24 protein-coding genes are annotated in these 22,813 nt (G+C 51.3%); 7 read left to right on the top strand and 17 right to left on the bottom strand.

Annotated features, from left to right (window positions below):
- Window positions 1-34 precede the first annotated feature (34 nt).
- The 6 genes from MKZ24_RS15565 to ric form a co-directional block, all read right to left on the bottom strand.
- Window positions 35-517 carry an NUDIX hydrolase gene (locus tag MKZ24_RS15565; RefSeq protein WP_042237937.1) on the bottom strand — a complete coding sequence of 161 codons (483 nt, stop codon included), beginning with the start codon at window positions 515-517 and terminating at the stop codon, window positions 35-37.
- A gap of 103 nt (window positions 518-620) precedes the next feature.
- The gene (locus tag MKZ24_RS15560; RefSeq protein ID WP_042237939.1) at window positions 621-1,439 is read right to left on the bottom strand and encodes a formate/nitrite transporter family protein; all 819 of its coding nucleotides are present in this window, start codon (window positions 1,437-1,439) and stop codon (window positions 621-623) included.
- 24 nt (window positions 1,440-1,463) lie between these two features.
- Window positions 1,464-1,805 carry a nitrite reductase small subunit NirD gene (gene nirD, locus MKZ24_RS15555; protein ID WP_042237941.1) on the bottom strand — a complete coding sequence of 114 codons (342 nt, stop codon included), beginning with the start codon at window positions 1,803-1,805 and terminating at the stop codon, window positions 1,464-1,466.
- 25 nt (window positions 1,806-1,830) lie between these two features.
- Window positions 1,831-4,257: a nitrite reductase large subunit NirB gene (nirB, locus tag MKZ24_RS15550; protein WP_081956599.1), complete on the bottom strand. Its 2,427-nt coding sequence runs from the start codon at window positions 4,255-4,257 to the stop codon at window positions 1,831-1,833.
- Window positions 4,258-4,459: 202 nt separating this feature from the next.
- Window positions 4,460-5,146 (bottom strand): hypothetical protein, encoded by a 687-nt coding sequence (locus tag MKZ24_RS15545; protein WP_042237943.1) that lies wholly within the window; start codon window positions 5,144-5,146, stop codon window positions 4,460-4,462.
- 144 nt (window positions 5,147-5,290) lie between these two features.
- Complete coding sequence (gene ric / locus MKZ24_RS15540) at window positions 5,291-5,986, bottom strand: iron-sulfur cluster repair di-iron protein (RefSeq protein WP_042242967.1); 696 nt, start codon at window positions 5,984-5,986, stop codon at window positions 5,291-5,293.
- Window positions 5,987-6,218: 232 nt separating this feature from the next.
- Between ric and MKZ24_RS15535 the strand changes: the two genes are divergently transcribed.
- The gene (locus MKZ24_RS15535) at window positions 6,219-6,434 is read left to right on the top strand and encodes a helix-turn-helix transcriptional regulator (RefSeq protein WP_042237945.1); all 216 of its coding nucleotides are present in this window, start codon (window positions 6,219-6,221) and stop codon (window positions 6,432-6,434) included.
- Window positions 6,421-6,864, top strand: coding sequence for a hypothetical protein (locus MKZ24_RS15530; protein WP_340784355.1), 444 nt, complete (start codon window positions 6,421-6,423; stop codon window positions 6,862-6,864). Before MKZ24_RS15535 ends, MKZ24_RS15530 begins: the two co-directional genes overlap by 14 nt.
- 157 nt (window positions 6,865-7,021) lie before the next feature.
- Here MKZ24_RS15530 and MKZ24_RS15525 read toward each other — a convergent pair whose 3' ends face one another.
- The 4 genes from MKZ24_RS15525 to MKZ24_RS15510 form a co-directional block, all read right to left on the bottom strand.
- Window positions 7,022-7,744: a hypothetical protein gene (locus tag MKZ24_RS15525; protein ID WP_340784351.1), complete on the bottom strand. Its 723-nt coding sequence runs from the start codon at window positions 7,742-7,744 to the stop codon at window positions 7,022-7,024.
- A gap of 356 nt (window positions 7,745-8,100) precedes the next feature.
- Complete coding sequence (locus MKZ24_RS15520; RefSeq protein WP_042138775.1) at window positions 8,101-8,418, bottom strand: winged helix-turn-helix transcriptional regulator; 318 nt, start codon at window positions 8,416-8,418, stop codon at window positions 8,101-8,103.
- 126 nt (window positions 8,419-8,544) lie between these two features.
- The gene (locus MKZ24_RS15515) at window positions 8,545-8,874 is read right to left on the bottom strand and encodes a hypothetical protein (RefSeq protein WP_042138776.1); all 330 of its coding nucleotides are present in this window, start codon (window positions 8,872-8,874) and stop codon (window positions 8,545-8,547) included.
- Window positions 8,875-8,906: 32 nt separating this feature from the next.
- Window positions 8,907-9,842, bottom strand: coding sequence for a Gfo/Idh/MocA family protein (locus MKZ24_RS15510; protein WP_340784346.1), 936 nt, complete (start codon window positions 9,840-9,842; stop codon window positions 8,907-8,909).
- Window positions 9,843-9,990: 148 nt separating this feature from the next.
- Here MKZ24_RS15510 and MKZ24_RS15505 point away from each other — a divergent pair, with 148 nt between their 5' ends.
- Together MKZ24_RS15505 and msrA are read left to right on the top strand one after the other, a co-directional pair.
- A complete protein-coding gene (locus MKZ24_RS15505; protein WP_042237948.1) occupies window positions 9,991-10,599 on the top strand; it encodes a TVP38/TMEM64 family protein in 609 nt (202 codons plus the stop codon).
- 91 nt (window positions 10,600-10,690) lie between these two features.
- Window positions 10,691-11,677 (top strand): peptide-methionine (S)-S-oxide reductase MsrA, encoded by a 987-nt coding sequence (msrA, locus tag MKZ24_RS15500; RefSeq protein WP_042237949.1) that lies wholly within the window; start codon window positions 10,691-10,693, stop codon window positions 11,675-11,677.
- Between the two features lie 112 nt (window positions 11,678-11,789).
- On the opposite strand, the gene MKZ24_RS15495 is transcribed toward msrA, so the two are convergent.
- Both MKZ24_RS15495 and MKZ24_RS15490 read right to left on the bottom strand, forming a co-directional pair.
- Window positions 11,790-12,197: a GNAT family N-acetyltransferase gene (locus MKZ24_RS15495; protein ID WP_042237950.1), complete on the bottom strand. Its 408-nt coding sequence runs from the start codon at window positions 12,195-12,197 to the stop codon at window positions 11,790-11,792.
- 50 nt (window positions 12,198-12,247) lie between these two features.
- Entirely contained in the window at window positions 12,248-13,393 is a 1,146-nt protein-coding gene (locus MKZ24_RS15490; protein ID WP_340784339.1) for a DUF4349 domain-containing protein, read from the bottom strand.
- Between the two features lie 370 nt (window positions 13,394-13,763).
- On the opposite strand from MKZ24_RS15490, the gene MKZ24_RS15485 reads away from it, so the two are divergent.
- Complete coding sequence (locus tag MKZ24_RS15485) at window positions 13,764-13,916, top strand: DUF1540 domain-containing protein (RefSeq protein WP_076245672.1); 153 nt, start codon at window positions 13,764-13,766, stop codon at window positions 13,914-13,916.
- Between the two features lie 186 nt (window positions 13,917-14,102).
- Here MKZ24_RS15485 and metE read toward each other — a convergent pair whose 3' ends face one another.
- From metE to MKZ24_RS15460, 5 genes are all read right to left on the bottom strand, one after another.
- A complete protein-coding gene (gene metE / locus MKZ24_RS15480; RefSeq protein ID WP_340784334.1) occupies window positions 14,103-16,403 on the bottom strand; it encodes a 5-methyltetrahydropteroyltriglutamate--homocysteine S-methyltransferase in 2,301 nt (766 codons plus the stop codon).
- Window positions 16,404-16,655: 252 nt separating this feature from the next.
- A complete protein-coding gene (locus MKZ24_RS15475; RefSeq protein ID WP_042237952.1) occupies window positions 16,656-17,516 on the bottom strand; it encodes an undecaprenyl-diphosphate phosphatase in 861 nt (286 codons plus the stop codon).
- Between the two features lie 30 nt (window positions 17,517-17,546).
- A complete protein-coding gene (locus tag MKZ24_RS15470) occupies window positions 17,547-18,170 on the bottom strand; it encodes a DedA family protein (protein ID WP_039295402.1) in 624 nt (207 codons plus the stop codon).
- Window positions 18,171-18,185: 15 nt separating this feature from the next.
- The gene (locus MKZ24_RS15465; RefSeq protein ID WP_042237954.1) at window positions 18,186-20,135 is read right to left on the bottom strand and encodes an FtsX-like permease family protein; all 1,950 of its coding nucleotides are present in this window, start codon (window positions 20,133-20,135) and stop codon (window positions 18,186-18,188) included.
- Entirely contained in the window at window positions 20,110-20,880 is a 771-nt protein-coding gene (locus MKZ24_RS15460) for an ABC transporter ATP-binding protein (protein ID WP_042237956.1), read from the bottom strand. Before MKZ24_RS15460 ends, MKZ24_RS15465 begins: the two co-directional genes overlap by 26 nt.
- Before the next feature lie 249 nt (window positions 20,881-21,129).
- Here MKZ24_RS15460 and MKZ24_RS15455 point away from each other — a divergent pair, with 249 nt between their 5' ends.
- Both MKZ24_RS15455 and MKZ24_RS15450 read left to right on the top strand, forming a co-directional pair.
- Window positions 21,130-22,167, top strand: coding sequence for an NADH:flavin oxidoreductase/NADH oxidase (locus tag MKZ24_RS15455; protein WP_340784325.1), 1,038 nt, complete (start codon window positions 21,130-21,132; stop codon window positions 22,165-22,167).
- A gap of 95 nt (window positions 22,168-22,262) precedes the next feature.
- The gene (locus MKZ24_RS15450) at window positions 22,263-22,697 is read left to right on the top strand and encodes a MarR family winged helix-turn-helix transcriptional regulator (RefSeq protein ID WP_340784322.1); all 435 of its coding nucleotides are present in this window, start codon (window positions 22,263-22,265) and stop codon (window positions 22,695-22,697) included.
- Window positions 22,698-22,813 lie beyond the last annotated feature (116 nt).

Genomic DNA, 22,813 nt, shown 5'->3' with positions numbered 1-22,813 from the left:
GTCTGCTGAAGAGATTCCCGCGCTGCCAGCAATTCTACAAGGTCTTTATTTCCCAAGAATCATAGTATTCCGTCCCCATAGTCAGCACATCCCCGCTAAGCCATTTCGCTGCCAGTACAGCTGCCGGTGAAGCCGAATCCAGCGTGATCCGTGCTAATTCCACCCATTCCATTCCGCTCGAATCCTGTTCCGCAAAAGCTGAAATAACTGCTGGCGTCTGCTCCCCGTCCAATTCAACCTGGTACAACGCTGCCAAATGATGCATATGCGTGAATTCTTCCTCCTGATAACGGACAAAAAAATCGAATATGCCCAGGTTTCGTTCTACCTTGACTGTGAATCCGGTCTCTTCCTTGAATTCTCTGACCAGGCCGTCAAGCAGTGATTCGTTCTCTTCGAGTCTTCCACCAGGCAGATCGTATCTTCCCGTGTATGGCCCTCTTCCCTTATGAATTACCAGCAGCTTGCGGTCACACTGGCAAATTCCATATACGCCAAAATGGTTAAAGCTCTTCATGACTGTCCACTCCCTGATTCGAGTCCTAAACAGCTTACCACAGATAGATGCTCCTTTCAGTGACAAAAAAGCCCCGCAGTAATTAAACTGCGGGGCTTCTAAATTAACTTATTTTCTTAGTCTGCATGGCAGTTGATACTTTACGGGGACTACGCACAGGTGAGATCAGCCAGTATGCCATGCCGACGAATACACCGCCGCCGATGATATTGCCGAGCGTAACAGGAATCATGTTATGCAGCCAGCCGGCAATGCTCACGGTCTCAGGGTGATTCGGCAGCAGCACTGCCACGCTGAGCAGCGTCATGTTCGCTACACTGTGTTCGTAGCCGCTTGCGATGAAGGCGAACAGGCACCACCAGATCAGCACCAGCTTCGCCGCTTCACTCTTGGCACGGGAGGACATCCACAGTGCGAGACAGACAAGCCAGTTACACAGAATACCGCGGAAGAACAGCTCCGAGAACGGCAGGCTCATCTTCTTGGCTGCTGCAGTGAAGATCAGATGATCCACCGGAGCTGCCTTGAACAGTCCCGAACCCTGAATGAGCAGGGCCAAGATTATTGCTCCGGCTACATTGCCAAAGAAGACGAGAACCCAGTTCTTCACGGTATCCCAGACCGTAGTTCTCCCGGCAAGCGTGCTTACCGTGAAGAACATATTATTTCCTGTGAACAACTCCGAGCCAGCGAATACAACCAGGGTCAAGGCAATCCCGAAGGATGCACCCATAATCAGCGGCTGGAACGGTGACTTGATCGCTGCCAGCGGCGCCCCCAGCGAGAAGATCAGAATAATACCAATACCTACATAAGCTCCTGCCAGGAGTGCCGCCAAGAAATATTTGGGCAGGCTCTCATTCATCTTGTCGCGTTTGCCTACGGCTGTCTCAACGATATTCTCTACGCTCTGCGTAAACATATCTACACCTGCTCTTCTTTTAATTTATAGCCTTGCCACTGCCGCAGGCAGACTAACCTTGACGACTCCGTCCTCCACAACAACCGGATGGACTACTGCCTGACCGCGGTCCGGAGCCTGAACTTCTCCGGTCCGCAGATCGATTTTCCAGTCATGAAGCGGGTCATACAAATAATAGCCGGATACAATCCCCTCAGCGAGCGGACCGCCCTTGGGGTGGGGACTGTGGTTCTCCACGGCATAGAAAGCGCCATCCGATGTGCGGAATATCGCTAACTCCACCTCGCCTGCATTTACTACCCGGCCAATCTGCAGCATGAAATCGTCTGCGGCTCCTACTGCATACTCTCGATTACTGAGTTCCATAATTTTCTCTCCCTCTCCCTTCAGGCTAGACCCGTGTCTGTTCGAACAGTGCTGTGCGGGTACTGTTGTCATCCAGCATCTTTTTCCATGGATCGCTGACTTGTGCCAGGGCGAAGTCGATCCGTGCAGCGAGTTCTTTCCGGTTGTCATCACTGCCCAGAATAACGTTCTGGATATGCTCAAGGCCCATACGTTCTACCCATTCTGAAGTTCTCTCCAGGTAATTTCCGGTTTCACGGTAATACTGCATTACGGCGGAGCAGACCTCGACCAGCTCTTCATCGGTTCTTACCTTGCAGAAGGCATCTGCGATCCGTGGCTTAATCCCGCCGTTGCCGCCGATGAATACTTCCCAGCCGCCGTCGTTGCCAACAATGCCGATATCCTTCGTGCAGGATTCTGCGCAGTTGCGCGGACAGCCGTTAACCGCCATTTTGAACTTGGCTGGCATATCCAGGCGCTCATACTTGCGCTCAAGCATAGCGCCCATGCCCATGGAATCCTGTGTGCCAAAGCGGCAGAACTGTGAACCAACGCAGGTCTTGACCGTACGTAAGGATTTCGCATAGGCATAGCCGGATGGCATATCCAGCTCCTCCCACACCTTCGGCACATCCTCTTTTTTGACACCGATCAGGTCCAGACGCTGCCCGCCGGTCACCTTCACAACCTTCACATCATACTTCAGGGAAACATCGGCGATGCGTTTCAAATCCTCTGGAGTGGTAACCCCGCCGTACATCCGCGGAACAACCGTATAAGTTCCGTCCTTCTGAATATTGGCGCTCATCCGTTCATTCACGAAGCGCGATTCCTTCTCGTCCTCATGGGTGTCCGGATAGATCATACCCAGATAATAGTTCACAGCAGGACGGCATTTAGAACAGCCTTCTGATTGCTTCCAGTCCAGCACATGCATAACTTCTTTGGTGGTTTTGAGGCCTTTAGCCGTAATTTCGGCTACAATCTCATCCCGGCTAAGCGGGGTACAGCTGCAGATCCCCTGCTTGGCGCTTTGCTGGAAGCTATCTCCCAGAACGAACTGCAGAATCTGCTCAACTACAGGCTTACAGCCGCCGCATGAGCGGGTTGCGCCTGTACAAGCCTTGATCTCATCCACTGTAGTGAATCCATTCTCCGTAACGGCATCAACAATCGCCTTTTTGGTTACCCCGTTGCAGCCGCAGACAATTTCTTCATCGGCCATCGCTTCAACCGATAGCCCTTTCTTGGCTCCGCCTCCGCCGCAGCAGCCTGTGCCCATGACCTCTCCATAGATCTCATCGGTCATTTCTGTTCCCTGCTTCACCAGCTTCTGCAGGCTCGCTGCTTCCGTTACATCACCGAACAGAACCGCGCCGACAATAATGTTGTTTTTGAGCAGAATCTTCTTATAGGTTCTCTTCCACTCATCCTTGGCGGATATGACGGTATGCTCCGCTGTTTCGGTGAACTCTCCGGCCGAGAAAACATCAACACCGGAAATCTTGAGCTTCGTCGCGACAACCGAACCTTCGTATCCCGGAGTCTGCACACCAGACAAATGCTTGGCCAGTACCATCCCCTGCTCGAAGAGAGGCGCTACCAGACCATAGCAGGTGCCCCGGTGCTCCGTACATTCACCGACAGAATACACATTAGCCATGGAGGTCTGCAGATAGTCATTGACGACAATCCCGCGGTTAACCTCGATGCCGCTATCCTTGGCAAGCTGAACATTAGGTTTAATTCCGACTGCCATTACCACAAATTCTGCGGGCAACTCACTGCCGTCACTGAAGCGCAGCCCCGTAACCCGCTTTTCTCCAGTCAATTCGACCGTCTGCTTACCCATGGCGAATTTCACACCTTGACGCGCAAGCTCCGCCTGCAGCATAGAAGATGCCGTACGGTCCAGTTGCCGTTCCATCAGATCCTCAAGCAGATGCACAACGGTAACGTCCATCCCCAGATTCACGAGGCCTTTGGCTGCTTCAAGACCAAGCAGACCTCCGCCGATCACAGCTGCCGTGCGGTACTGCTTCGCTGCAGCCAGCATGGCATCGCAATCTGCGATATCACGGAAGCCGACTACCCCGTCTTTTAAACTGCCAGGAACAGGTAATATAAACGAATTAGAACCCGTAGCAATGATAACCTTGTCGTAATGAACCGCCTGTCCGTTATCAGTAATCACCTGCCTGGTTTGTTCATCAATCCGGATCACAGTCGTTCCAGTATGCAGGGTAATATTGTTATCTTCATACCACTGGCGGTCATTCAGAATAATATCTTCAATGGTTTTACTGCCTTCGAGAACATAGGACAGCATAATCCGGTTGTAATTGGGATGCGGCTCACTGCCGATAATCGTGATATCATAAGCCCCGCCCAGCTTTAAAATCTGCTCAATAGTGCCTACACCCGCCATGCCATTGCCAATCAGCACTAACTTTTCTCTGTTCGCTGTCACTGGTAGAACCCTCCTTCGAAACTCAGATTTCTTCACAAACTTGCTTGATATTGAAATTATACTGTCCAAAATTCCCCGGCATTTGTGATTCCAGTCACATTAAATGTGAAACATTTCACATAAAGTAAAATACAAAAAAAGGACCCCTGCGCACTCGGCACAGAAATCCTTGTATCCGATAAAACGGATTCCGCTATCGTAATTACCTCAGAACCAGTGATATCTCCAGCTTGTCCTGCGGTCTGAGCTTCATATCCACACCATTTCCCAGCAGCGCTTTGTCATTAACCTTCAGTTTCCACTCCTCACTGCTGAGTGGTGTGTAATCCATTACGGTAAGAACCGTCTTGTTATTCTCTGCCAGCTTAATCATTCCGCTGTTCTTCATAAGTCCCTTCACTGACAAATCTTCCGTATAGGACAGCACATGCGAATGTGTCAGCTCAGGCTGTTCACTCCCGCCATTCACCATAAGGATAACCGGTTGAAATAACGCCCCGGCTGCGGCCGGCTGCGCTGAGAAGACAATCGCTGCTCCAGCCTCGATTTTACTGTTCCAGTCCGTAAGCTTCTTGCTGTTCACTTGTACTTCCCACATCATATCCTGACTGAGCGCAACCCTATTGACCTCAAGAATACTATAGCCGTCTGCTGCAAAAGTAACGATCCCGCTCTTTCTCAGCAGTTCTATAATGGAATTACCTTCAATATAAGCTTCGTTAAGCAGTCTGCCGGAGGTTCCGGCCATTTCACGTTCACCCACCAGAATTGAAAAAGATAGTCCTGTGCTGCCGCCCGTATTTCCCGGTCCCAGATCCGAGCTGCAGCCGCTGGCTGTGAGTATAAAAACAAGGCACAGTAGTAAGCGCCCCATCCATTTCGTGGACATTCCACGGCACCGCCTTCTTATGTAATATCCCTGACTCCTTTAAGGATACCGCATAGAAGACCTGTTCTCAAATTATTTCTGCTCTAAACCTAACGTTCTTTATAACAAAAAAGTCCCCGGAGGGACTTTCCGTAGCACTACATTTTATTGATAACGCAGGAACAGGATATTATTCTCCAGATGCACATGCTCAAAGGTCATACCCTCCAGCTCCTCAAGGCGTGCATAGGTCAGGCGGTAAGTCGTACAGGCGTGCGCAGGCGGTGTGTAATCGTTGGTTACCCTGCGGAGCTCGCGGAGGATCTCACCGGCACCGTCATGCTCAGCTTCAAGATTATGCAGCAGGCCGCGCAGCTCCGATAGGCCTTCTTCAGTCGGGTTCTGTGTGTAGGCCAGCATTTTAGGGAATTCGCTCTCTTCTTCCTTCGCCGTATGCTGAAGCAGATCTTCGCGCAAAAGATTAAACAGGCGGTGCATCTCACCCAGATGCGGAGAATCCTCGCCATGAACGCGGAAGACCTTGGTCACATTCTGGCTGATTAACGGAAGCTCTTCACGCAGGTAGCGGTGATGCTTGTTCACGATATAATTCACCAGCTCTTCAGAGGAGGCCTCGTTCCAGGCTGTATCCTCTTCCAGCACCGGATGCTCTTCCTGCAGCTTGTTCAGATCCTGAATCATCGCTTCCGGATCAAGCCCTTTCTCGGCAGCAGCTTCAGCCAGCGGCTTCGCGCCTCCACAGCAGAAATCAATGCGCTTAGCCTTGAAATAATCCGCAGACTTAGGGAACTGCAGGACGATGTCTCTGACCATTGCTTCAGAGGTAAAACCTGATTGAATTGTTATATCGTTTAATTGATTGGACGCCATTGTGGCCCCTCCTCATGTTATGGGTATAGGTTTTTGTTGCTGATCACCTTTACACCTTAACACCGGCAGGAAGTCGGACTAGTGATTGTACGCACTGGATATATAAAATTTTATTGAACGGAATGATTATGATAAAATCCACTGTGTATAATATAGTAGACATAATGTTAAATATATATTACAATCTACGCGAGGTGAGGGAATGGGGAAAAACCTGAGGCTTAAGGCCTCAAGAGCGGCAAAAGATATGTCGCAGAAGCAGCTGGCGGATGCTGTGGGGGTCACCAGACAGACGATTATTGCGATTGAGAACGGTGACTACAATCCCACAATCAGGTTATGTATTGATATTTGCCTAACACTGGGTAAGACGCTGGATCAACTTTTTTGGGAGGGAACTGAGCATGAGCAAAGCTAACCTGGACGAAAGACAACTGTTGAAGCGGAACAAAGCGGGGAATCAGTCATTTATTTTACTGGCCTTCCTGCTGTTGGCAGATATGGGCCTGCATAATTACGGAATAGACTGGCTCAAGTATCCATTGAGTAATTATGTTATTTTTATGATTGGTGTCGGCTCCTATTTGGTACGTCTGATCTGGAACGGTTCCTATGTAGGACCTGGACGGGAGGGCCTGACAGCTAATAGCAGAAGCGCAGCCGTTATCCTTCTAGCAATTCTGATTGCAGTATGCATCATTATTACCGCGCGCATGAGTCCATCCCCGATAATACCAGACGGTAGTGCAAGCGGAAACGCAATTCTGATCATATCTGCAGCAGTTGGAGTGGTGATCTTAAGTTTGGTTTATTGGATCAGAAGAAGGAATAACCGGGATGAGGCGTAAAAAGTACCTGGCGGATTCCTAATGATACTCAATCATTCCCAAAGTGCTGCCGCATCAAGGAGCTCAACAAGTTATTCAGCAGCACTTTCATTCTTGTTTTTCCTCTAGAATCATTCTCAAAGCCACCTTTAACTCTTCAATGTATGCATAATATGATTTATTGAACAGTCGCCTGCATATACGTCCGCTTACCCTGTGCATCCTTCAGATAGGGTCCGAGTCCGGCAAAGCGCGAATGGTCCACGTACACACCCGTCATCCATCTGCCTTCAGTCAGACCTCCATTCCACTCCAGCACCAGATCGGGGGCGGAGATCCATTCCTGATAGACTCTAATATTCTTGTCCTTATATTCTTTAGCAGGCTTGTTCCTCTCCATAAGCGGGGTCTGTGTCAGATAGGTAGGCACGAAATAGGCAGCTATAAGTTCCAAATCGTCCTCGCTTAGAAAAGCCTCTCCGCCCAGGTAGGGCTGGAGGAGCAGTGTATTCTCATACATCGACCAGATGACCGCCTGCAGCACCATGCTCTGGCTAATTCCGTTATGAAATGTGAATCGGCGCTTCGGGCCGGACAGATCGCCAGCCTCAGCCGCGACAGGCTCCAGACAATGCCGTTCACAACCGATGCATTTCCAGCCGGAGGGGCTTTGAATCCACTTCTGAAACACACTGCCGCCATCATTGTCCCCTTTATATAGAGAGGATATGATCTCATAAGGCACGCCAATCCAGGCATCCCATAATGAAGCGGGAAGATGGCTATGAAGCATAAACAACACCTTGTCATAAATCAGCTGCACTCTAATTGAAGCAGTCTCCAGTTCAGCGACATCCTTTTTTCCATAGGCTATTTCGCGGGAAAACAAGGTGATGGTCATGATCCTCGCCTCCTAAAAGTTTTGTGAGCTTAAACATCCCTGAATCAGACATCGTTCAAAACTTGCATCGAAAGCATACGCTTGGTTTTGTGAGCCTAAACATCCCTGAATCAGACATCGTTCAAAACTTGCCCCGAAAGCCTCGTCTTAGTTTGCTTGCCTTAACTTTGGCTTATTCACATCCTCCTTAGGCTTTTCCCAGTTTTGTCAGCGCTTCCACACATCCGTAACTTTAGTTTGTTCTATTATATTACACAGGTTTGGACACAGTGCAAGTTTTATTTAGCAGAACCGAAGCAAAAACCCCTTAAACCGGAGACCGGGTAAGGGGCTGTCATTAGGAATATGAAACGTAACTACTCAACCCAGCTCTCGGCCCAGAACTGAATTTGCTGCATAACCGGCTCAAGCGCCCGGCCTTTGACCGTTAATTCATACTCAATGCGCACAGGTGTTTCCGGGTACACATGCCGTACCAGAATGCCTTCACATTCCAGATCCTTCATACGCTCGGACAGCATCTTGTCGCTCATTGTCGGAATCAGTCCGGAAATATCCTTGAACCGCTTAGGGCCGCTCATCAATGTCTGAATAATAAGTCCATTCCAACGTTTGCCTAAAAAAGAAAAGGCCGTCTCGAATCTCGGGCACATCGTCAGTTGATGTTCTTCCATTGTTTTTCACCTCTCACTTGTGAAGCTTACTATTAGTTAGTATATATAATTTTACCACATTTATTCTGTAATGAACATCGTTTACCAAAAAAAAGTTCATTAACCATAACTATTATATCTTCGTTGTCAATCCCTTGTGTCTGCTTTCTGCTCCCGCTGATGAATCGCTTCAGTTACCACGTAAGCGAGGTCATCATTGCTATATAGCGACAGTACACCAAGTACGGTGTCATCGGAGATAAAACCGGCCTCTTCCTCGGATACAGTCAGTGCCAGGGCATTGCTCAGCGCCTGATTGCCTTCCTGCTGCGGATATGCCTGTAAATACAGTGCGTGCGGGTCCAACTTGTTATTCACACACCACTGGGCAAAAACAAGAATCATCATTTCCTCATCCCGTTTGTAGCTTTCGATAATTCTCTCTTCCATTGACTTGCCGTAATCCTGATCCTCCATGTTGTTCTCCTCTCTGCTGCTCATCTGATAATTCAACGGCTGAGCTTCGCTGCCAGCTCATGGCTCGGCAATACGGCTGAAGCGGAAATGCCGCATTGCTCCGGAGTCGCGATATTACTCAGGTAATGGCTGACGGCTCCGCTGAAGCCTCTGCGCTCCAGTATAGTGTCCCAGCTGCCGAAATTCTGCGTGCGCGGCAGGGAACCCTGCTCATATAATGTCGCCCGTTCCATATCCGTCACTTCGACTGATCTGCCGTTTCCGTGCAGCTCCAGCTTCTCCAGATCAGCACCGGCATCACGCACCATGCTGTATATTCCGGTTGCTCCGCTCTTCCAGTCCAGCTGTCCCAATGACTGTAACAATCTGTCCTCCGCATCTGTCTTCAGGCTGCTGTGAAGCAGCTCATAATCGCCGCCGCACAGCCAGAGGAGCAGATCCAGCATATGGATCAGATCATCATGAATAGTCTCACGGCTTGCTCCCTGCTGCAGCTTCGTCCGGTGCTTGATTGCACTGCATTGGCTAATGCCCCCGGCCTTCAGCAGCCAGGACTTGGCCGCCATGTACATCGGAGCATAGCGGCGGTTGAAGCCGACACCCAGCAGCAGACCCTTGTTCTCCGCGAGTTCAGCCATCCGCCGGGATTCTTCCAGATTATACGACAGCGGCTTATCCACATATACGGACACCCCATGTTCCAGGCAACGGGTAACAAGTTCATAATGTGTAGGTGTAGGGCTATGCACGAATACAGCATCAAGATCCCAGGATAACAGCTCATTCAGTTCTGTTGTCCCTTTCTGAAGACGATAAGTCTGAACTGCCCGCTGCACCGTCGCAGAGGAATAGCTGAGTACCCCTACAATTTCTGCCTGATCATGACGGGAGAGCAGCGGCAAATAGACTTTACGGGCAATATCGCCGATGCCAATTAATGCTACTCTTTTGCGTACAGGTATATTCATTGAGGTATCTCCCTTAAATATTGGGGGATTTCTATCCCTTATAGGTGTATTATACCGTGACAAGCGGCTTCGACAATGATCTTTGCTTCAATAATCACTTTTTTTTCAGTATGATGAAATGTATGGAGTGAAGAAGGGGCATAGTAAAATGAGAAAATGGTTGACCGTAATTCTGTATGTTTCGTCTATAATCCTTGCGTTTATCTACAGGTATGACATTCTGGCCTGGCTCAAAGAGGACCATAATCTGCTGCTGTCCATGCTCGCCGCCACTGTTCTGGCCTTATTTCCGGTAATCCCCTACAAGCTGATCATCGGTCTGTTCGGATACGCCTATGGAAGCCTGGCGGGAGCGTTACTATGCTGGAGCGCAACCACATTGGCTGCAGCGATCGTGTATGGTCTAGTTAAATTTATGTTCCAGAATAAATCCATGACTTATCTGAACTCGATTTCGGCGCTGGATAAATTCACCGGGGCCGTACAGCGGCGTCCGTTTGCCTCTGTAGTCCTTGCCCGGCTGGCGCCTGTGATTCCACAAATGGCCGTAAATATCTACGCCGGTGCTGCCGGACTGCCCTTCTGGAGTTATCTTGCAGCAACCGGCATTGGTAAAATCCCGGGGATTACCCTGTACGCCTTCCTCGGCGGCCAGATGTTCCAGCATCCGCGCAGTGCTGCCATTGCCGTGATTCTATACGTTGCCGTGCTTGCAGCTGCCGGATTCTCCCTGCGTCCGCGGTCCGCTAAAATCTGAGCGTGACCCGTCAAGCTGGCAGAGTGCAGCTATTTGATTTATAATTAAATTGTGATCTATTTAATTGCATTCTATAGATGGAGGGATATTAATGAGTGAAGTTCAATCTGATTCTATAAACGTCAAGACGGAAAAAGCTACGTTCGCCGGCGGATGCTTCTGGTGCATGGTATCCCCGTTTGAAGAACTTCCCGGTATTGTCGAGGTAATCTCCGGCTATACAGGCGGTCATACCGCGAATCCGACTTACGAGGAAGTCTGCTCGGAAACGACCGGACATGTCGAGGCTGTGCAGATTACGTTTAATCCGGATATTTTCCCATATACCAAGCTGCTTGAGCTGTTCTGGCAGCAGATTGACCCTACTGATGCCGGAGGACAATTCCATGACCGTGGAACCTCCTACGGAACAGCGATTTTCACCCATTCGGAAGAACAGCGGCAGCAGGCTGAGGCATCTAAGGCAGCACTGCAAGCCAGCGGACGTTTCTCTGCTCCTATTGTGACTCCGATTCTTCCGGCTAAGCCATTCTATCCGGCTGAAGAATATCATCAGGGATATCACCACAAGAATCCCGGCCATTACAAGCGTTACCGCAAGGGCTCAGGAAGGGAAGCTTTTATCGAAACCCACTGGACCCACAAGGAAGACAAAAAAAGCCTGAAGGAGCGTCTGACTCCGCTGCAGTATGAAGTTACGCAGAACAGCGCTACCGAATCTCCTTTCCGCAACGAATTCTGGGATCATCACGGGGATGGAATCTATGTGGATATTGTTTCCGGTGAACCCCTGTTCAGCTCACAGGATAAATTCGATTCCGACTGCGGCTGGCCGAGCTTCATGCGTCCGATCCGCGATTATGCGGTCAAGGAGAAAACTGACCTCAGCCATCTGATGATCCGTACCGAAGTGCGCAGCAAAAAAGCCGATTCCCATCTCGGCCATGTCTTTAATGATGGTCCCGGGGCAAACGGGCTGCGCTATTGCATCAATTCTGCGGCCTTGCGTTTTGTTCCCAAAGAAGATTTGGAGAAGGAAGGCTACGGCGAGTACCGCGTTCTTTTTCAGCATGCCTGATGCAGGGGAATAAGGGCCGTCTCATCCACCCATAGACAGTTACAGCTACAGCACAAAGCCTCCAGCCCGGTTACAACGGGTTTGGAGGCTTTGTGTAATGACGCTATCGCTCCTATAAAAACAAAGTCATCCCCGGCGCCCCGGCAGGACGTTCCTGAAATCCGAACTGAGTATAGAAGCCCGATTTCCCCTGGGCGGATGACAACTGAATCCAGCGGATTCCCCGGCTGCGGCAATGATTGATCAGCTGATCCATAACTACGCGTCCCAGCCCCTGCTTCTGATAAGCCGGAAGCACAATCATATCGCATACATAACACTGGATTACACCATCGGACACGATCCGGCCGGAGGCCACCAGGCGGTTATCCTCATACACCGTGAGAACATGCCAGCTGTTCTTCAGCGCCATGTGCATATGCTCCTTCGTCCAGAGCCCGTCTGCATTCCAGCCGGTGGACTGATATAAGCTGTAATACTCATCCATGTCCGGAATATCTGTGCGGTAAGTAAAGCCCACTCTACATCCCCCTTAATCACTTCAAACTCTGAACATGACTATTCAACTGCTTATTTATTGTCTTTCTCAGTATCACTCTCTATTTCAGCTGGTGCGATAGGCGCCTCAACGTCACGGTTCAGCAGCTCCCGGTTCTGCTCCCGGTTGCCCTGACGTACCCCTGCCAGGTGCTCCCGCTCCCGCCGCTTATAGATTCTGCGGACCCAGATCACAATGGCCACAACCACTCCAGCCACAATCAGCACCGGAAGCGCTGCCGCCAGCACAACTACAAGCCACTGGAACATCACAGATAATGCCTTCATGCTGCCCTGCAGCGCCTCCGAAGCACGTTCACCCAGCGGCCCCTGTACTTTTACCTGTGTGACGGCATTGCTCTCCTCTGACTGGTAAAGGCGAAGCTCCACGGTTGAGAAGGATACGTTCTGGTCGATGTAACGCATTCTGCCCTTGATCTGTTCGATTTGCTCCTGAATTGCACCCAGCTGGTTGGCAAACTGCACAAGATCTGCCGGCTTGGTCGCTTTTTTCATAAAATCGATATATTGGGTCTCCATCATCTGCTTGGCTTTGAGGCGTGACTCCAGATCTACGTACTCTTCCGAGACATCCTGCCCCTGAATACTTCTCTGCAGCTTCTCATGTTTGACCTTCTCCAGATTGTTCAGAAAAGAAGAGAAACCCGACGCCGGTACCTTGAGGATGAAGGTTCCGCCCTGTTCATACTCAGACATATTCTCTGAAAATTCAATAATGTAACCGCCTGCCAGTGTAATCATATTCCGTACTTCGGTCTGTGCCGCCCCGTAATCGGCCACCTCCATGTTGAGGTTAGCCTTATAGATCAGCTTTTTGTTCAGTCCTGCCACTACATCGGTTCCTGTGAACCCGGCTGAAGCGTCTGCCGCCTGCTCTGCTCCCGGATTAGGGACCGCAGGATTCGCACCACTGACTTGCACTGCATTCTGATCATTCACAGCCACCGCGGTGGTGGAGTTGAAATTTTCGGTCATTTCCTTCGCTGCCGGCACACTGGCAGCTGAGCCTTCTTCCACTGCCGCCGCGGACTCAGCAGTCAGCGCATTACCCGCTGTATCTGCCGCCGAATTGGAATTGTTGTTTCCAGCCCCGCAACCTGCCAGAACCACTGCCAAAACAATTAAACATAACAAAGAATGCAGACCCCATTTTCGCATGTTCATTCCTCCAAAAGTGTAATTGCGAAAGGCCGTTATATCTATAGATCTCTTCCGCACTTATACCTTTGACGTTCCAAAAGCTGGAAGGTTGCAGACAATTAGGAGGATAGCAGCCTTTTTTTGTGTTTTTTCCCATATCGGTAAAATGCCAAACAGGACCACTCAACAGCTGAATGATCCCGTTTGCGTAATAGCTCTTTATTTGTTACAATTATAGTGTTTGTAAAAGACAAAAAAAACCAAATACCCTCCATTCTCAAGGAATAAGGGTAAGGTGCTGTTCGGACAAGCTCCACCTTGCCGGACAGATCTATTCAATTGCTAACTGATTTATGATGCCAACTACTATAAGAGGAGGTGAACCCTCATGGCAAAAGACGTATTGTGTGCAGTTAACTCCTGTACTTACTGGGCTGAAGAAAACAAATGCAACGCTGAGTCCATCTTCGTTGCTTACCACAGCTCCAAAGAACCTACTCATTCTGAAGAAACAGATTGCAAAACCTTCGAAAGCAAATAAGGTCTGAAAAATATCGAAGGGACCCTCCACGGTTCCTTCTTTTCTTTTTCTCATTTTATCAAGAATGATAATTATTATCAAGTGTTTCTTTCAAAAAATGAAAATAAATCACTTTAACCAGAGTGAATTACCCCGGATATAGTGATTTATTTGTGTCCGGCAGCTACCACAGATTAGCTAAATCGTTTATCGGGTGACTGCTCCGCTCTTCTCCCGTACAAGGAGAGCAGCCTTCACCATATTACGAAGCGCGGCTGTGGTCTCTTCCCATCCACGAGTCTTCAATCCGCAGTCCGGATTAATCCAGAACTGCTGCACATCAAGAGCGCGCAGCGCCCGCTCGATGGCCGAAGTCATCTCCTCTACGACCGGAACCCGCGGGCTGTGGATATCATACACTCCAAGTCCAATGCCCTTGTCATATTCCTGCTCCTCGAAGCTGACGATCAGCTCCCCGTGGCTGCGGGAGGTCTCAATGGAGATAACATCCGCGTCCATCGCCGAGATCGAACCAATCATGTCGTTGAATTCGCTGTAGCACATATGCGTATGCACCTGGGTCGTATCCTTGACATGGTTCGTCGCGATCCGGAACGACTTCACAGCCCAGTTCAGGTAGTGCTCATGATCTCCCGCCTTCAACGGCAAGCCTTCGCGGATGGCCGGTTCATCGACCTGGATCATCTCAATACCCGCCTCCTCCAGGGCTGTTACCTCATGGCGCAGCGCAAGTGCGATTTGCCCTGCAACGGCTTCACGGCTGAGATCATCGCGGACAAAGGACCAGTTCAGGATCGTGACCGGACCCGTCAGCATCCCCTTGACCGGCAGCTTCGTCAGCGACTGGGCATACAGGCTTTCTTTGACGGTCATCGGCTCGATAAAAGCAACATCGGCATAGATAACCGGCGGCTTCACGCAGCGTGAGCCATACGATTGAACCCAGCCGCCTCCGGTGAAGAGATAACCGGCCAGCTTCTCTCCGAAGAATTCGACCATATCTGTCCGCTCAAACTCCCCGTGTACCAGTACGTCAAGCCCAAGCTCCTCCTGAAGGGTGATAGCCTCAGCGATTTGACGCTTGATGAACCCGTCATAACGCTCCTGGGTCCATACCCCCTTGCGCCACTTCAGCCGGGCCTGGCGGACCTCAGCTGTCTGCGGGAAGCTGCCGATAGTGGTTGTAGGCAGCAGCGGTAACCGCCACTTCTCCTGCTGAACCTTCAACCGCTCTACAAAAGGAAGACTGCGGTTGTCCGGCAGCTTCTCCAATGAGCGCACCTGCTCAGCTACATCCTCACGCCCACGTTCCGGAAGGGCACGGAATACAGCAAGCATCTCACGATTTGCAGCGAGTTCCGCTGCATAACGTTCAGTCCCCCCGTTTGCAGCTGCCGCAATTAGAACCAGCTCTTTAAGCTTCTCATTGGCGAAGGCTAATGCATTCTTGACCGCGGATTTCAGTTTATTTTCCCCTTCGACTGTAACGGGCACATGCAGCAGGCTCGAGGCGGGCTGAAGAATCAGCTGCTCTTGTGGCACATATTTCTGCAGATCAGCAACCAGCTCCAGCTTGGCATCTATATCCGAAAGCCAGATATTGCGTCCGTCGATAATTCCGGCAGCCAAGGTCTTATCCTGCGGCCAGCCCAGCCGGGCAATGGACTCCAGGTTCTTGCCTCCATCATGGACGAAATCCAGGCCCAGACCTTGCACTGGCAATTCCAGCAAGGCTTCCAGCGGCTCGGCAGCTTCGAAATACGTCTGCACAATAACATTAAGGCCCGGTACTGAAGCGGCGATCTCCCCGTAGATTGTCTTAAGCAATGTGATGTCCTCTGCCGTTATACCCGTTACAATTGCCGGCTCATCGATCTGTACCCAGGCCACGCCTTCTTGCAGCAGCTCCTGCAATAGCTGCACGTATACCGGCAGGAAGCGGGCAGCAACTGCGGATATTTCGGCAGCCGGGAAGCCCTTGGACAGCTTGAGGAAGGTATAGGGCCCTACTATAACAGGCTTGCCTTGTATGCCCGCCCGCTCTTTAGCGAACCGGTAGGCTGCCAGCGGCTTATTCTCTGTCAGGACAGGTGTAATGCTGCCAATCTCAGGCACGATATAATGGTAGTTCGTATTGAACCATTTGGTCATCTCGCAGGCTGTAGCCCCTGCATTGCCGCGGGCCATGGCAAAGTACAAGTCGAGCGGAATCTCTCCACCCTGATAACCATAGCGCGCCGGTACAATTCCGAACATCGCTGCTGTATCCAGTACATGATCATAGAAGGTGAAGTCGCCCACCGGAATCAGCTCTATGCCAGCCTGCTGCTGGGTTTGTAAATGCTGTAGCTGAATTTCTTCCATCTGCGAGCGGAAATTCTGCTCATCTATTTTCCCGGCCCAGTAAGCCTCCAATGTTTTTTTCCATTCGCGGTTCTTGCCGATTCTCGGATAGCCGAGGCTGCTTGTCTTAATTCCTTTGCTCATTTATGTCCGCTCCTCTTGGGTTAAGTTAGGTGCTGCATCCTTAATCTGCTGCCATCTTACTTCACATTTTCCGCGGTCCGCAACAGATTCCGGGGAGTTTGGCTATACAGATTCCTTATAACAAAAGCAAATCCCCACACAAAGCGGGGGATAGCTTCGGGGATCACTCAGGTACTTTACGGGGACCCCGAACATAATAAAAGCCGCAGTCTCCAATGAAGGAGGTGCGGCTGTGGCAACCGTGCAGACGGCTCAGAACCAGATCAGATAGACTACACCGGCGAGAATAATCCGGTAGATGGCGAAGGGCAGCAGCTTAATTCTGTTAATCAGCTTCAGGAAGAAACGCATCGATAACAGCGCGAACAGGAAGGCGCTGATAAAGCCGGCAATGAAGAACGGCAGGGCATCCAGTGTGAAGTACTGCCAATTCTTCAGCAGCGAAATCAGGCTCGCTCCGGCCATAATCGGCACAGCCATAATGAAGGTGAAATCGGCAGCCGCGCGGTGGCTCATCCCCAGCAGAACACCGCCGGATATCGTCGAGCCGGACCGCGAGAACCCCGGCCACAGGGAGACACACTGGATCAATCCGACCGATAGCGCCTGCCTATATGTAATCTGGTCCACACTCTCTGTTGTGATGGTTTTGGGTGCAAACCGGTCGGCGCAGATCATAAATACAGCACCTACAACCAGTCCGATCAGCACTGTAGAAGTGGAAAATAAATGCTCATCAATGTAGTCCTCGAACAAAAAACCGAATATCCCGGCCGGAATCAGGCCTACGATTACCTGGGCTAACTTCAGACGGCCTTCGGCAGGTGCCTGCGGCTGCCCCTCAGGCACCACCGTAAGCTCCTTGCGGCTGAATTTCTTCAGTCCGAGCAGATCGATGAACCGGTTACGGAAAATAATTACTACAGCAAGGATGGAGCCCAGCTGAATAACAACCTTGAACGTGTTCGCCGTATATTTTCCCAGAAACTCCTGCGATTTAAGCCACATATCATCAACGATGATCATATGGCCTGTTGAGGATACCGGAGCAAATTCAGTTAGTCCTTCTACAATTCCCAGTATGATTGCTTTGACAATGGTCAGCAGCTCCATGGTTATCCTCCTTTGAATGTTGTTGGAAAATTATCCCCGGACCTTGCCGGCATTCAGTCTTTTACGGTAATACAGGAATCCGAGCAACAAAAGTCCTGCAGCAATGATGGCATATACTACACTGGAATAGGTGCCGATAATACCGGCAATATCCTCCCACGACTCTCCAAGCGCGGCCCCCAGCAGCACCAGCAGCACATTCCAGCCTAAGGTTCCGATCGTTGTAAACAGCATGAACACGCCGAATTTCATCCCGGACATCCCTGCGGGAATGGAGATCAGACTACGTACGAGCGGAATCATCCGGCAGAAAAGCACGGTCCAGTAGCCGTATTTGTCAAACCAGGCGTCCGCCTTGCGGATATCCTTCCCGCTGATCCGCAGCAGGCCGCCCCAGCGGTCTACGATCCGCTCCAGTCTGTCCACATCCAGCATCCGTCCGATCCAGTACAGAATCACTGCTCCCAGCAGTGAACCGGCGGTTGAAGCGATCAGCACTCCGGGAATCGTCATGTCAGTCGTAGTGGTCATGAATCCGCCGAAGGGGAGAATGACCTCTGAGGGAATGGGCGGAAAAACATTCTCCAGCGCCAGCATCAGAAAGATGCCGAAGTATCCGAACTGCTCCATAAAATCCGTAATCCATGTTTGCATATGCGGGCCTCCTGTTTAGAGCAGATTTTTCTTGAGATTACGTAAATAACGGCTGCGGATGAAGAAGAAATAGATTCCCTGGGCTGCCAGATATCCGGCCAGCACTGCCCCTGTCTCGGCCGCAATCGACAGATAGAACAGGCGCTGCAGGGCAATGAAAGCAAAGACGCTGTGCAATATGGCCAGCAGCACCGGAACGAAGAACATCAGGGCCAGCTGCTGGGTGACGCTGCGGTCCAGCTCCTGATCGGTGAAGCCCATTTTGGACAACGCAGAATACTGGAAACGGTCATGCTCCAGATCCATGTACAGCCGGAAATACAGGAAGCTTCCTGCCGCGATGAAGAAGACGGTCCCCACCAGGAGGGAAGCAAACAGCATGGTGCTGTACAGTGTCCGCTGAATCTCAAACAGTGTACCGCTGACCACGACAGCGTAATTTGCCTTCTGCTCATAGGCGACCTTGCCGCCGTCCGCAAGACTTGAAGCAATGCCTACCGTCTGGGGGAAATCCTCCATGTAAAAGCCGTAGTATATGTCCTGCTGGACCGGAACTATGGTGTTATAGAGACTGTCGCTGACCACCAGGCCGCTGAAATCTCCGCCCCCCCGCCCGTCCAGCTCCGGCAGCAGATATTCGGCAACCGGCACATGCTGTGTGTAGCCAATTTCCCGGATATCTGTTCCCTGCTCCAGCGTATAAGTGGCTTTGACACGCTCACTGATCAGGCTGCGGTCCCGCTGAGAGCCGATCATCACCAGACCGTCGTGTCCTGCCAGCGGAGGTTCAGAGGAATCGAAGCCGGCATATTGGAGAGCCAGCCTATAGTCACTGTAAGCCATGAGCGGCAACCGTTCGGTATGGTCCGGTCCGCTCTGCGCGGCCACATCGGCATATTTCACCGGGATCGACAAGGTATCATACGCTAGTCCCAACTGCTTCAGCTCCGACTCGATGCCGTCCAAATCCTGCACTGCCGTGGAACTGGCCGCTCCGCCTTTGGCGACGTAGCCTACGGCTGCGGGATAATCCAGCTTCAGCTCCCGGGACAGGGTATGGATTGAGGCGAAAACGCCCACCGAAGTGAAGGATACCGCCGAGACAATGGTCACCATGAAGAACATCCGCCCGTTATCCTTCCAGCGGTAGGATAAACCCGAGAAGGTGATAATCCGCATCCGCTGCCAATAGAAGCGCCGGATTCTTCTCAGCTGTTCCACCACGTGTAGACTCAGCTGTGTATAGAACAGGTAGGTACCCACAACCGTGATAGCCACTACCGGGAACATCATCACCTCAACCGTTGTGGCTGTAGTGAGCACTGCCAGCACATAACCGCCAAGCAGCAGCAGAGCGGCGAGCAGCGCCTGCCAGCGGCGAACGCGCGGCTCCGTATCTCCTCTGCGTCCGCCTTGGAACATTCCCCGCGGCGACTCATTGCCGATAAAAAAGAAGGTGCACAGCGAGATCAGTACGAACAGCAGCACAAAGCTGATAATAGTCAGCACGGGTGCCTGCCAGCTTAGATGGAAATCCAGCGGGGGAATGCCGAGAAAGGCGGAGCCGATCATCAGGAACAGCTTGCCGAGCAGCATCCCGAGCAGTGTGCCGGTGACGATGGCCGAGCCGCCGATCAGCATATTTTCCAGAAACACCATCTTGTTGAGCTGTTGCTTGGTCATGCCATGCATCAGCAGAATACCGAATTCCAGCTTGCGGGACTGCAGGAAGGAGCCGACGGATACCAGTACGAACAATGAGCAGAAAACATAGATGATCCCTTCCGCCATCATCATTGTCTTAGCCGCAGTATCCAGGATCAGATCTCCTGAGATTACCGGATGAAAGATGAACAGGGCACACAGAAAGAAAATCATCACCGAAAAGGCACTGCTGACGAAGTAGGCGGCATATTTGCGCTTGCTCCGGGTTACATTCCTATAGGCGAATTGCCGAAAGGTCATGGCCGGCTCCTCCCAGCAGCGACAGCATGTCGATGATATTCTGGAAGAATGCGGCTCTGCTGCTGCCCCGGTACATCTCGCTGTAGAAACGGCCGTCTTTGATAAAAATCACCCGGTGGCAAAAGCTCGCTGCCACCGCGTCATGCGTAACCATCAGCACAGTGGCCCCCTCGGCTTCATTCACTTCAGCCAGCAGCCCCATCACTTCTTCCGATGCCTTGGAATCCAGACTGCCGGTGGGTTCATCCGCCAGAATCAGCGAAGGGCGGTGGATCATCGCCCGGGCAATGGCTACACGCTGCATCTGGCCGCCGGAGATTTCATAGGTGCGTTTGTTCAGCAGCCCGGCAATATCCAGCCTGGAGGCCACTTCGGCCAGCCGCTTTTCCATTTCCGCAACGGAACTCCCGCTTAGCGTCAGCGGCAATACTACATTCTCTTCTACCGTGAGCGTGTCCAGCAGATTGAAATGCTGGAATACAAACCCCAGCTCCTTGCGGCGGAACAGCGCCTTCTCTTTACGGCCCAGCAGGTTAGGGTCCCGGCCGCTGATCATTACCTGGCCTGAGGTGGGTTCATCAATCGTCGCGATAACATTGAGCAGCGTGGTTTTGCCGCTGCCGGACGGGCCCATAATTCCGACGAATTCCCCCTTCTCTACGGCGAACCGGATATGGTTCAGCGCGTGAATGGATACCTTGCCTTCATATATTTTGGATAAATTGTGTACGTCTAATAGGGGCAAGGGCTACCGCTCCTCTTTCACCTGGATTGCTTTCATTATACAAACTGTAAACTAATGCTGCTATTTCTGAAACTTACAGCTACCTTACAGTATTGTAAGCACAGTTGTAGTTGATAGTTGACAGTGTAGAAATAAAGCCTTATATTTAAATGCATGAGCATGCATGTATTTTATGGAGAGCCGATTTTTACCATAATCCTCCCCCTGCCGCATGCCAATTCCAGATGGAACGAAGGAGCGCGACGAATAATGAAGGATCTGTTCACCCCCTATGAGTATAAGAGCCTGAAGCTGAAGAACCGGGTAGTTATGCCGCCTATGTGCCAGTATTCGGTCACCAATAAAGATGGAATCGCTACAGATTGGCATTATAACCATTATGTGAGCCGTGCAGTCGGCGGTGCCGGACTGATTATTGTAGAGATGGCTGATGTTGACCCGGATGGCCGTATCACCGACTATGATCTGGGACTCTGGTCCGATGAACAGATCCCTGCCCTGGCCCGGATCGTGGAGGCCAGCCATGCCTACGGTGCCAAAGTGGGGATTCAGGTCGCCCATGCCGGACGCAAGGCCGAGGATGCCGTGCTTCCTGTCTCCTCTTCCGCTATTCCTTTTGACGATAAGTCCACTACTCCGCATGCCTTGACTACGGAAGAAGTGAAAGCTATGGTAGGCAAATTCAAGCTGGGTGTGCAGCGGGCTGTTCAGGCCGGCTTCGATGTCATTGAACTGCATGGTGCCCACGGCTATCTGATTCACCAGTTCCACTCACCACTGACCAACCAGAGAACGGATGAATACGGACAGGACCGGACGCTGTTCGGCCGGGAAGTGATTGCCGCCGCGAAGAGCGTAATGCCTGAGGGTATGCCGCTGATCATGCGCATTTCCGCGCAGGAATACGTTGAGGGCGGCTATGGACTCACCGAGAGCCTGATAATCAGCAGAGCTTATAAGGAAGCCGGAGCGGATATCTTCCACATCAGTGCAGGCGGTGAAGGCCCGATAGCTGCAGCCGGCAGACCGGGCACCCATGCTGCCTATCAGGTGCCGCTGGCCAGAGCTATCAAGCAGGAGCTGAATGTTCCGGTGATTGCCGTCGGCCGGCTGGATGAAGCGGTACTCGCCAATGCGGTCATCGGTAATGAAGAGGCTGATCTCGTAGCGGTTGGACGGGGCATGCTGAGAAATCCTTACTGGACGCTGGAAGCTGGTGTAGTACTCGGCAAAGACGCGGGCGTTCCCACGCAGTATGAGTTCGGGTTTCCCCGCGCCGCCAAATAATTGAGTATTCCCTGCGGTGTCCTTCTCATCTTCCAGATGATATACTAAAGTGAAATTTATATTCATGAATGGCATGCACCGGGAGGATTGAAGACATGAAGAACACCCCTGCAAATGACCTGATATCCAGCTGGTTGTCACTCTCTCATATACAAATGAATGTTGCCGCTGCACTTGAAGCAAAGCTGGTGGAGAACTATCAGTTATCGCTCAAGGAGTTCTACGTACTGCTGTTTCTGTCCGAGGCACCCGAGAAGAAGCTGAAGCTCCAGCAGCTTGAGTCCATGGTCGGGCTGAGCCAGAGCGCCGTATCCCGGCTGGTCAGCCGGTTCGAAGCCAAAGGCTGCGGCGCGCTGGAGCGCAAGGTCTGTGATGATGACCGCAGAAGCATCTATACCTCTTTGACTGACATCGGTCAGAATAAGGTGGACCGGGCGCAGGTGACCGTAAATGAAGTGCTGCAGGAAGCCTTTCCTGTAGCCGATATACAGCAGCTGCTGGAACAGCTTGTGCAGCTGAAACAGCAATAGACCCGGGCAGAGCGCCTGCCGGGTGAACCCGCCGTCCCTTACAGGGGCGGCGGGTTTTTGATATGCAGCACCGAACCTGATACGCCCCCTGAGCATACAACGTACTAAACGAAGAA

Source organism: Paenibacillus sp. FSL R7-0297, assembly GCF_038009025.1.
Lineage (GTDB): Bacteria > Bacillota > Bacilli > Paenibacillales > Paenibacillaceae > Paenibacillus_AQ.
This window is presented reverse-complemented; position numbering and strand designations above follow the sequence as displayed.

Excerpts from the sequence above, each read along its gene's own strand:
- msrA (WP_042237949.1), top strand. The coding sequence starts at position 10,691 with ATGAGTGAAGTTCAATCTGATTCTATAAACGTCAAGACGGAAAAAGCT.
- MKZ24_RS15525 (WP_340784351.1), bottom strand. The coding sequence starts at position 7,744 with ATGACCATCACCTTGTTTTCCCGCGAAATAGCCTATGGAAAAAAGGAT.
- MKZ24_RS15560 (WP_042237939.1), bottom strand. The coding sequence starts at position 1,439 with ATGTTTACGCAGAGCGTAGAGAATATCGTTGAGACAGCCGTAGGCAAA.
- MKZ24_RS15545 (WP_042237943.1), bottom strand. The coding sequence starts at position 5,146 with ATGTCCACGAAATGGATGGGGCGCTTACTACTGTGCCTTGTTTTTATA.
- MKZ24_RS15530 (WP_340784355.1), top strand. The coding sequence starts at position 6,421 with ATGAGCAAAGCTAACCTGGACGAAAGACAACTGTTGAAGCGGAACAAA.
- metE (WP_340784334.1), bottom strand. The coding sequence starts at position 16,403 with ATGAGCAAAGGAATTAAGACAAGCAGCCTCGGCTATCCGAGAATCGGC.
- MKZ24_RS15565 (WP_042237937.1), bottom strand. The coding sequence starts at position 517 with ATGAAGAGCTTTAACCATTTTGGCGTATATGGAATTTGCCAGTGTGAC.
- MKZ24_RS15455 (WP_340784325.1), top strand. The coding sequence starts at position 21,130 with ATGAAGGATCTGTTCACCCCCTATGAGTATAAGAGCCTGAAGCTGAAG.
- MKZ24_RS15450 (WP_340784322.1), top strand. The coding sequence starts at position 22,263 with ATGAAGAACACCCCTGCAAATGACCTGATATCCAGCTGGTTGTCACTC.
- MKZ24_RS15485 (WP_076245672.1), top strand. The coding sequence starts at position 13,764 with ATGGCAAAAGACGTATTGTGTGCAGTTAACTCCTGTACTTACTGGGCT.
- MKZ24_RS15490 (WP_340784339.1), bottom strand. The coding sequence starts at position 13,393 with ATGCGAAAATGGGGTCTGCATTCTTTGTTATGTTTAATTGTTTTGGCA.
- MKZ24_RS15515 (WP_042138776.1), bottom strand. The coding sequence starts at position 8,874 with ATGGAGGATCAGGATTACGGCAAGTCAATGGAAGAGAGAATTATCGAA.
- MKZ24_RS15520 (WP_042138775.1), bottom strand. The coding sequence starts at position 8,418 with ATGGAAGAACATCAACTGACGATGTGCCCGAGATTCGAGACGGCCTTT.
- MKZ24_RS15535 (WP_042237945.1), top strand. The coding sequence starts at position 6,219 with ATGGGGAAAAACCTGAGGCTTAAGGCCTCAAGAGCGGCAAAAGATATG.
- MKZ24_RS15505 (WP_042237948.1), top strand. The coding sequence starts at position 9,991 with ATGAGAAAATGGTTGACCGTAATTCTGTATGTTTCGTCTATAATCCTT.
- MKZ24_RS15465 (WP_042237954.1), bottom strand. The coding sequence starts at position 20,135 with ATGACCTTTCGGCAATTCGCCTATAGGAATGTAACCCGGAGCAAGCGC.
- MKZ24_RS15475 (WP_042237952.1), bottom strand. The coding sequence starts at position 17,516 with ATGGAGCTGCTGACCATTGTCAAAGCAATCATACTGGGAATTGTAGAA.
- MKZ24_RS15510 (WP_340784346.1), bottom strand. The coding sequence starts at position 9,842 with ATGAATATACCTGTACGCAAAAGAGTAGCATTAATTGGCATCGGCGAT.
- MKZ24_RS15470 (WP_039295402.1), bottom strand. The coding sequence starts at position 18,170 with ATGCAAACATGGATTACGGATTTTATGGAGCAGTTCGGATACTTCGGC.
- nirD (WP_042237941.1), bottom strand. The coding sequence starts at position 1,805 with ATGGAACTCAGTAATCGAGAGTATGCAGTAGGAGCCGCAGACGATTTC.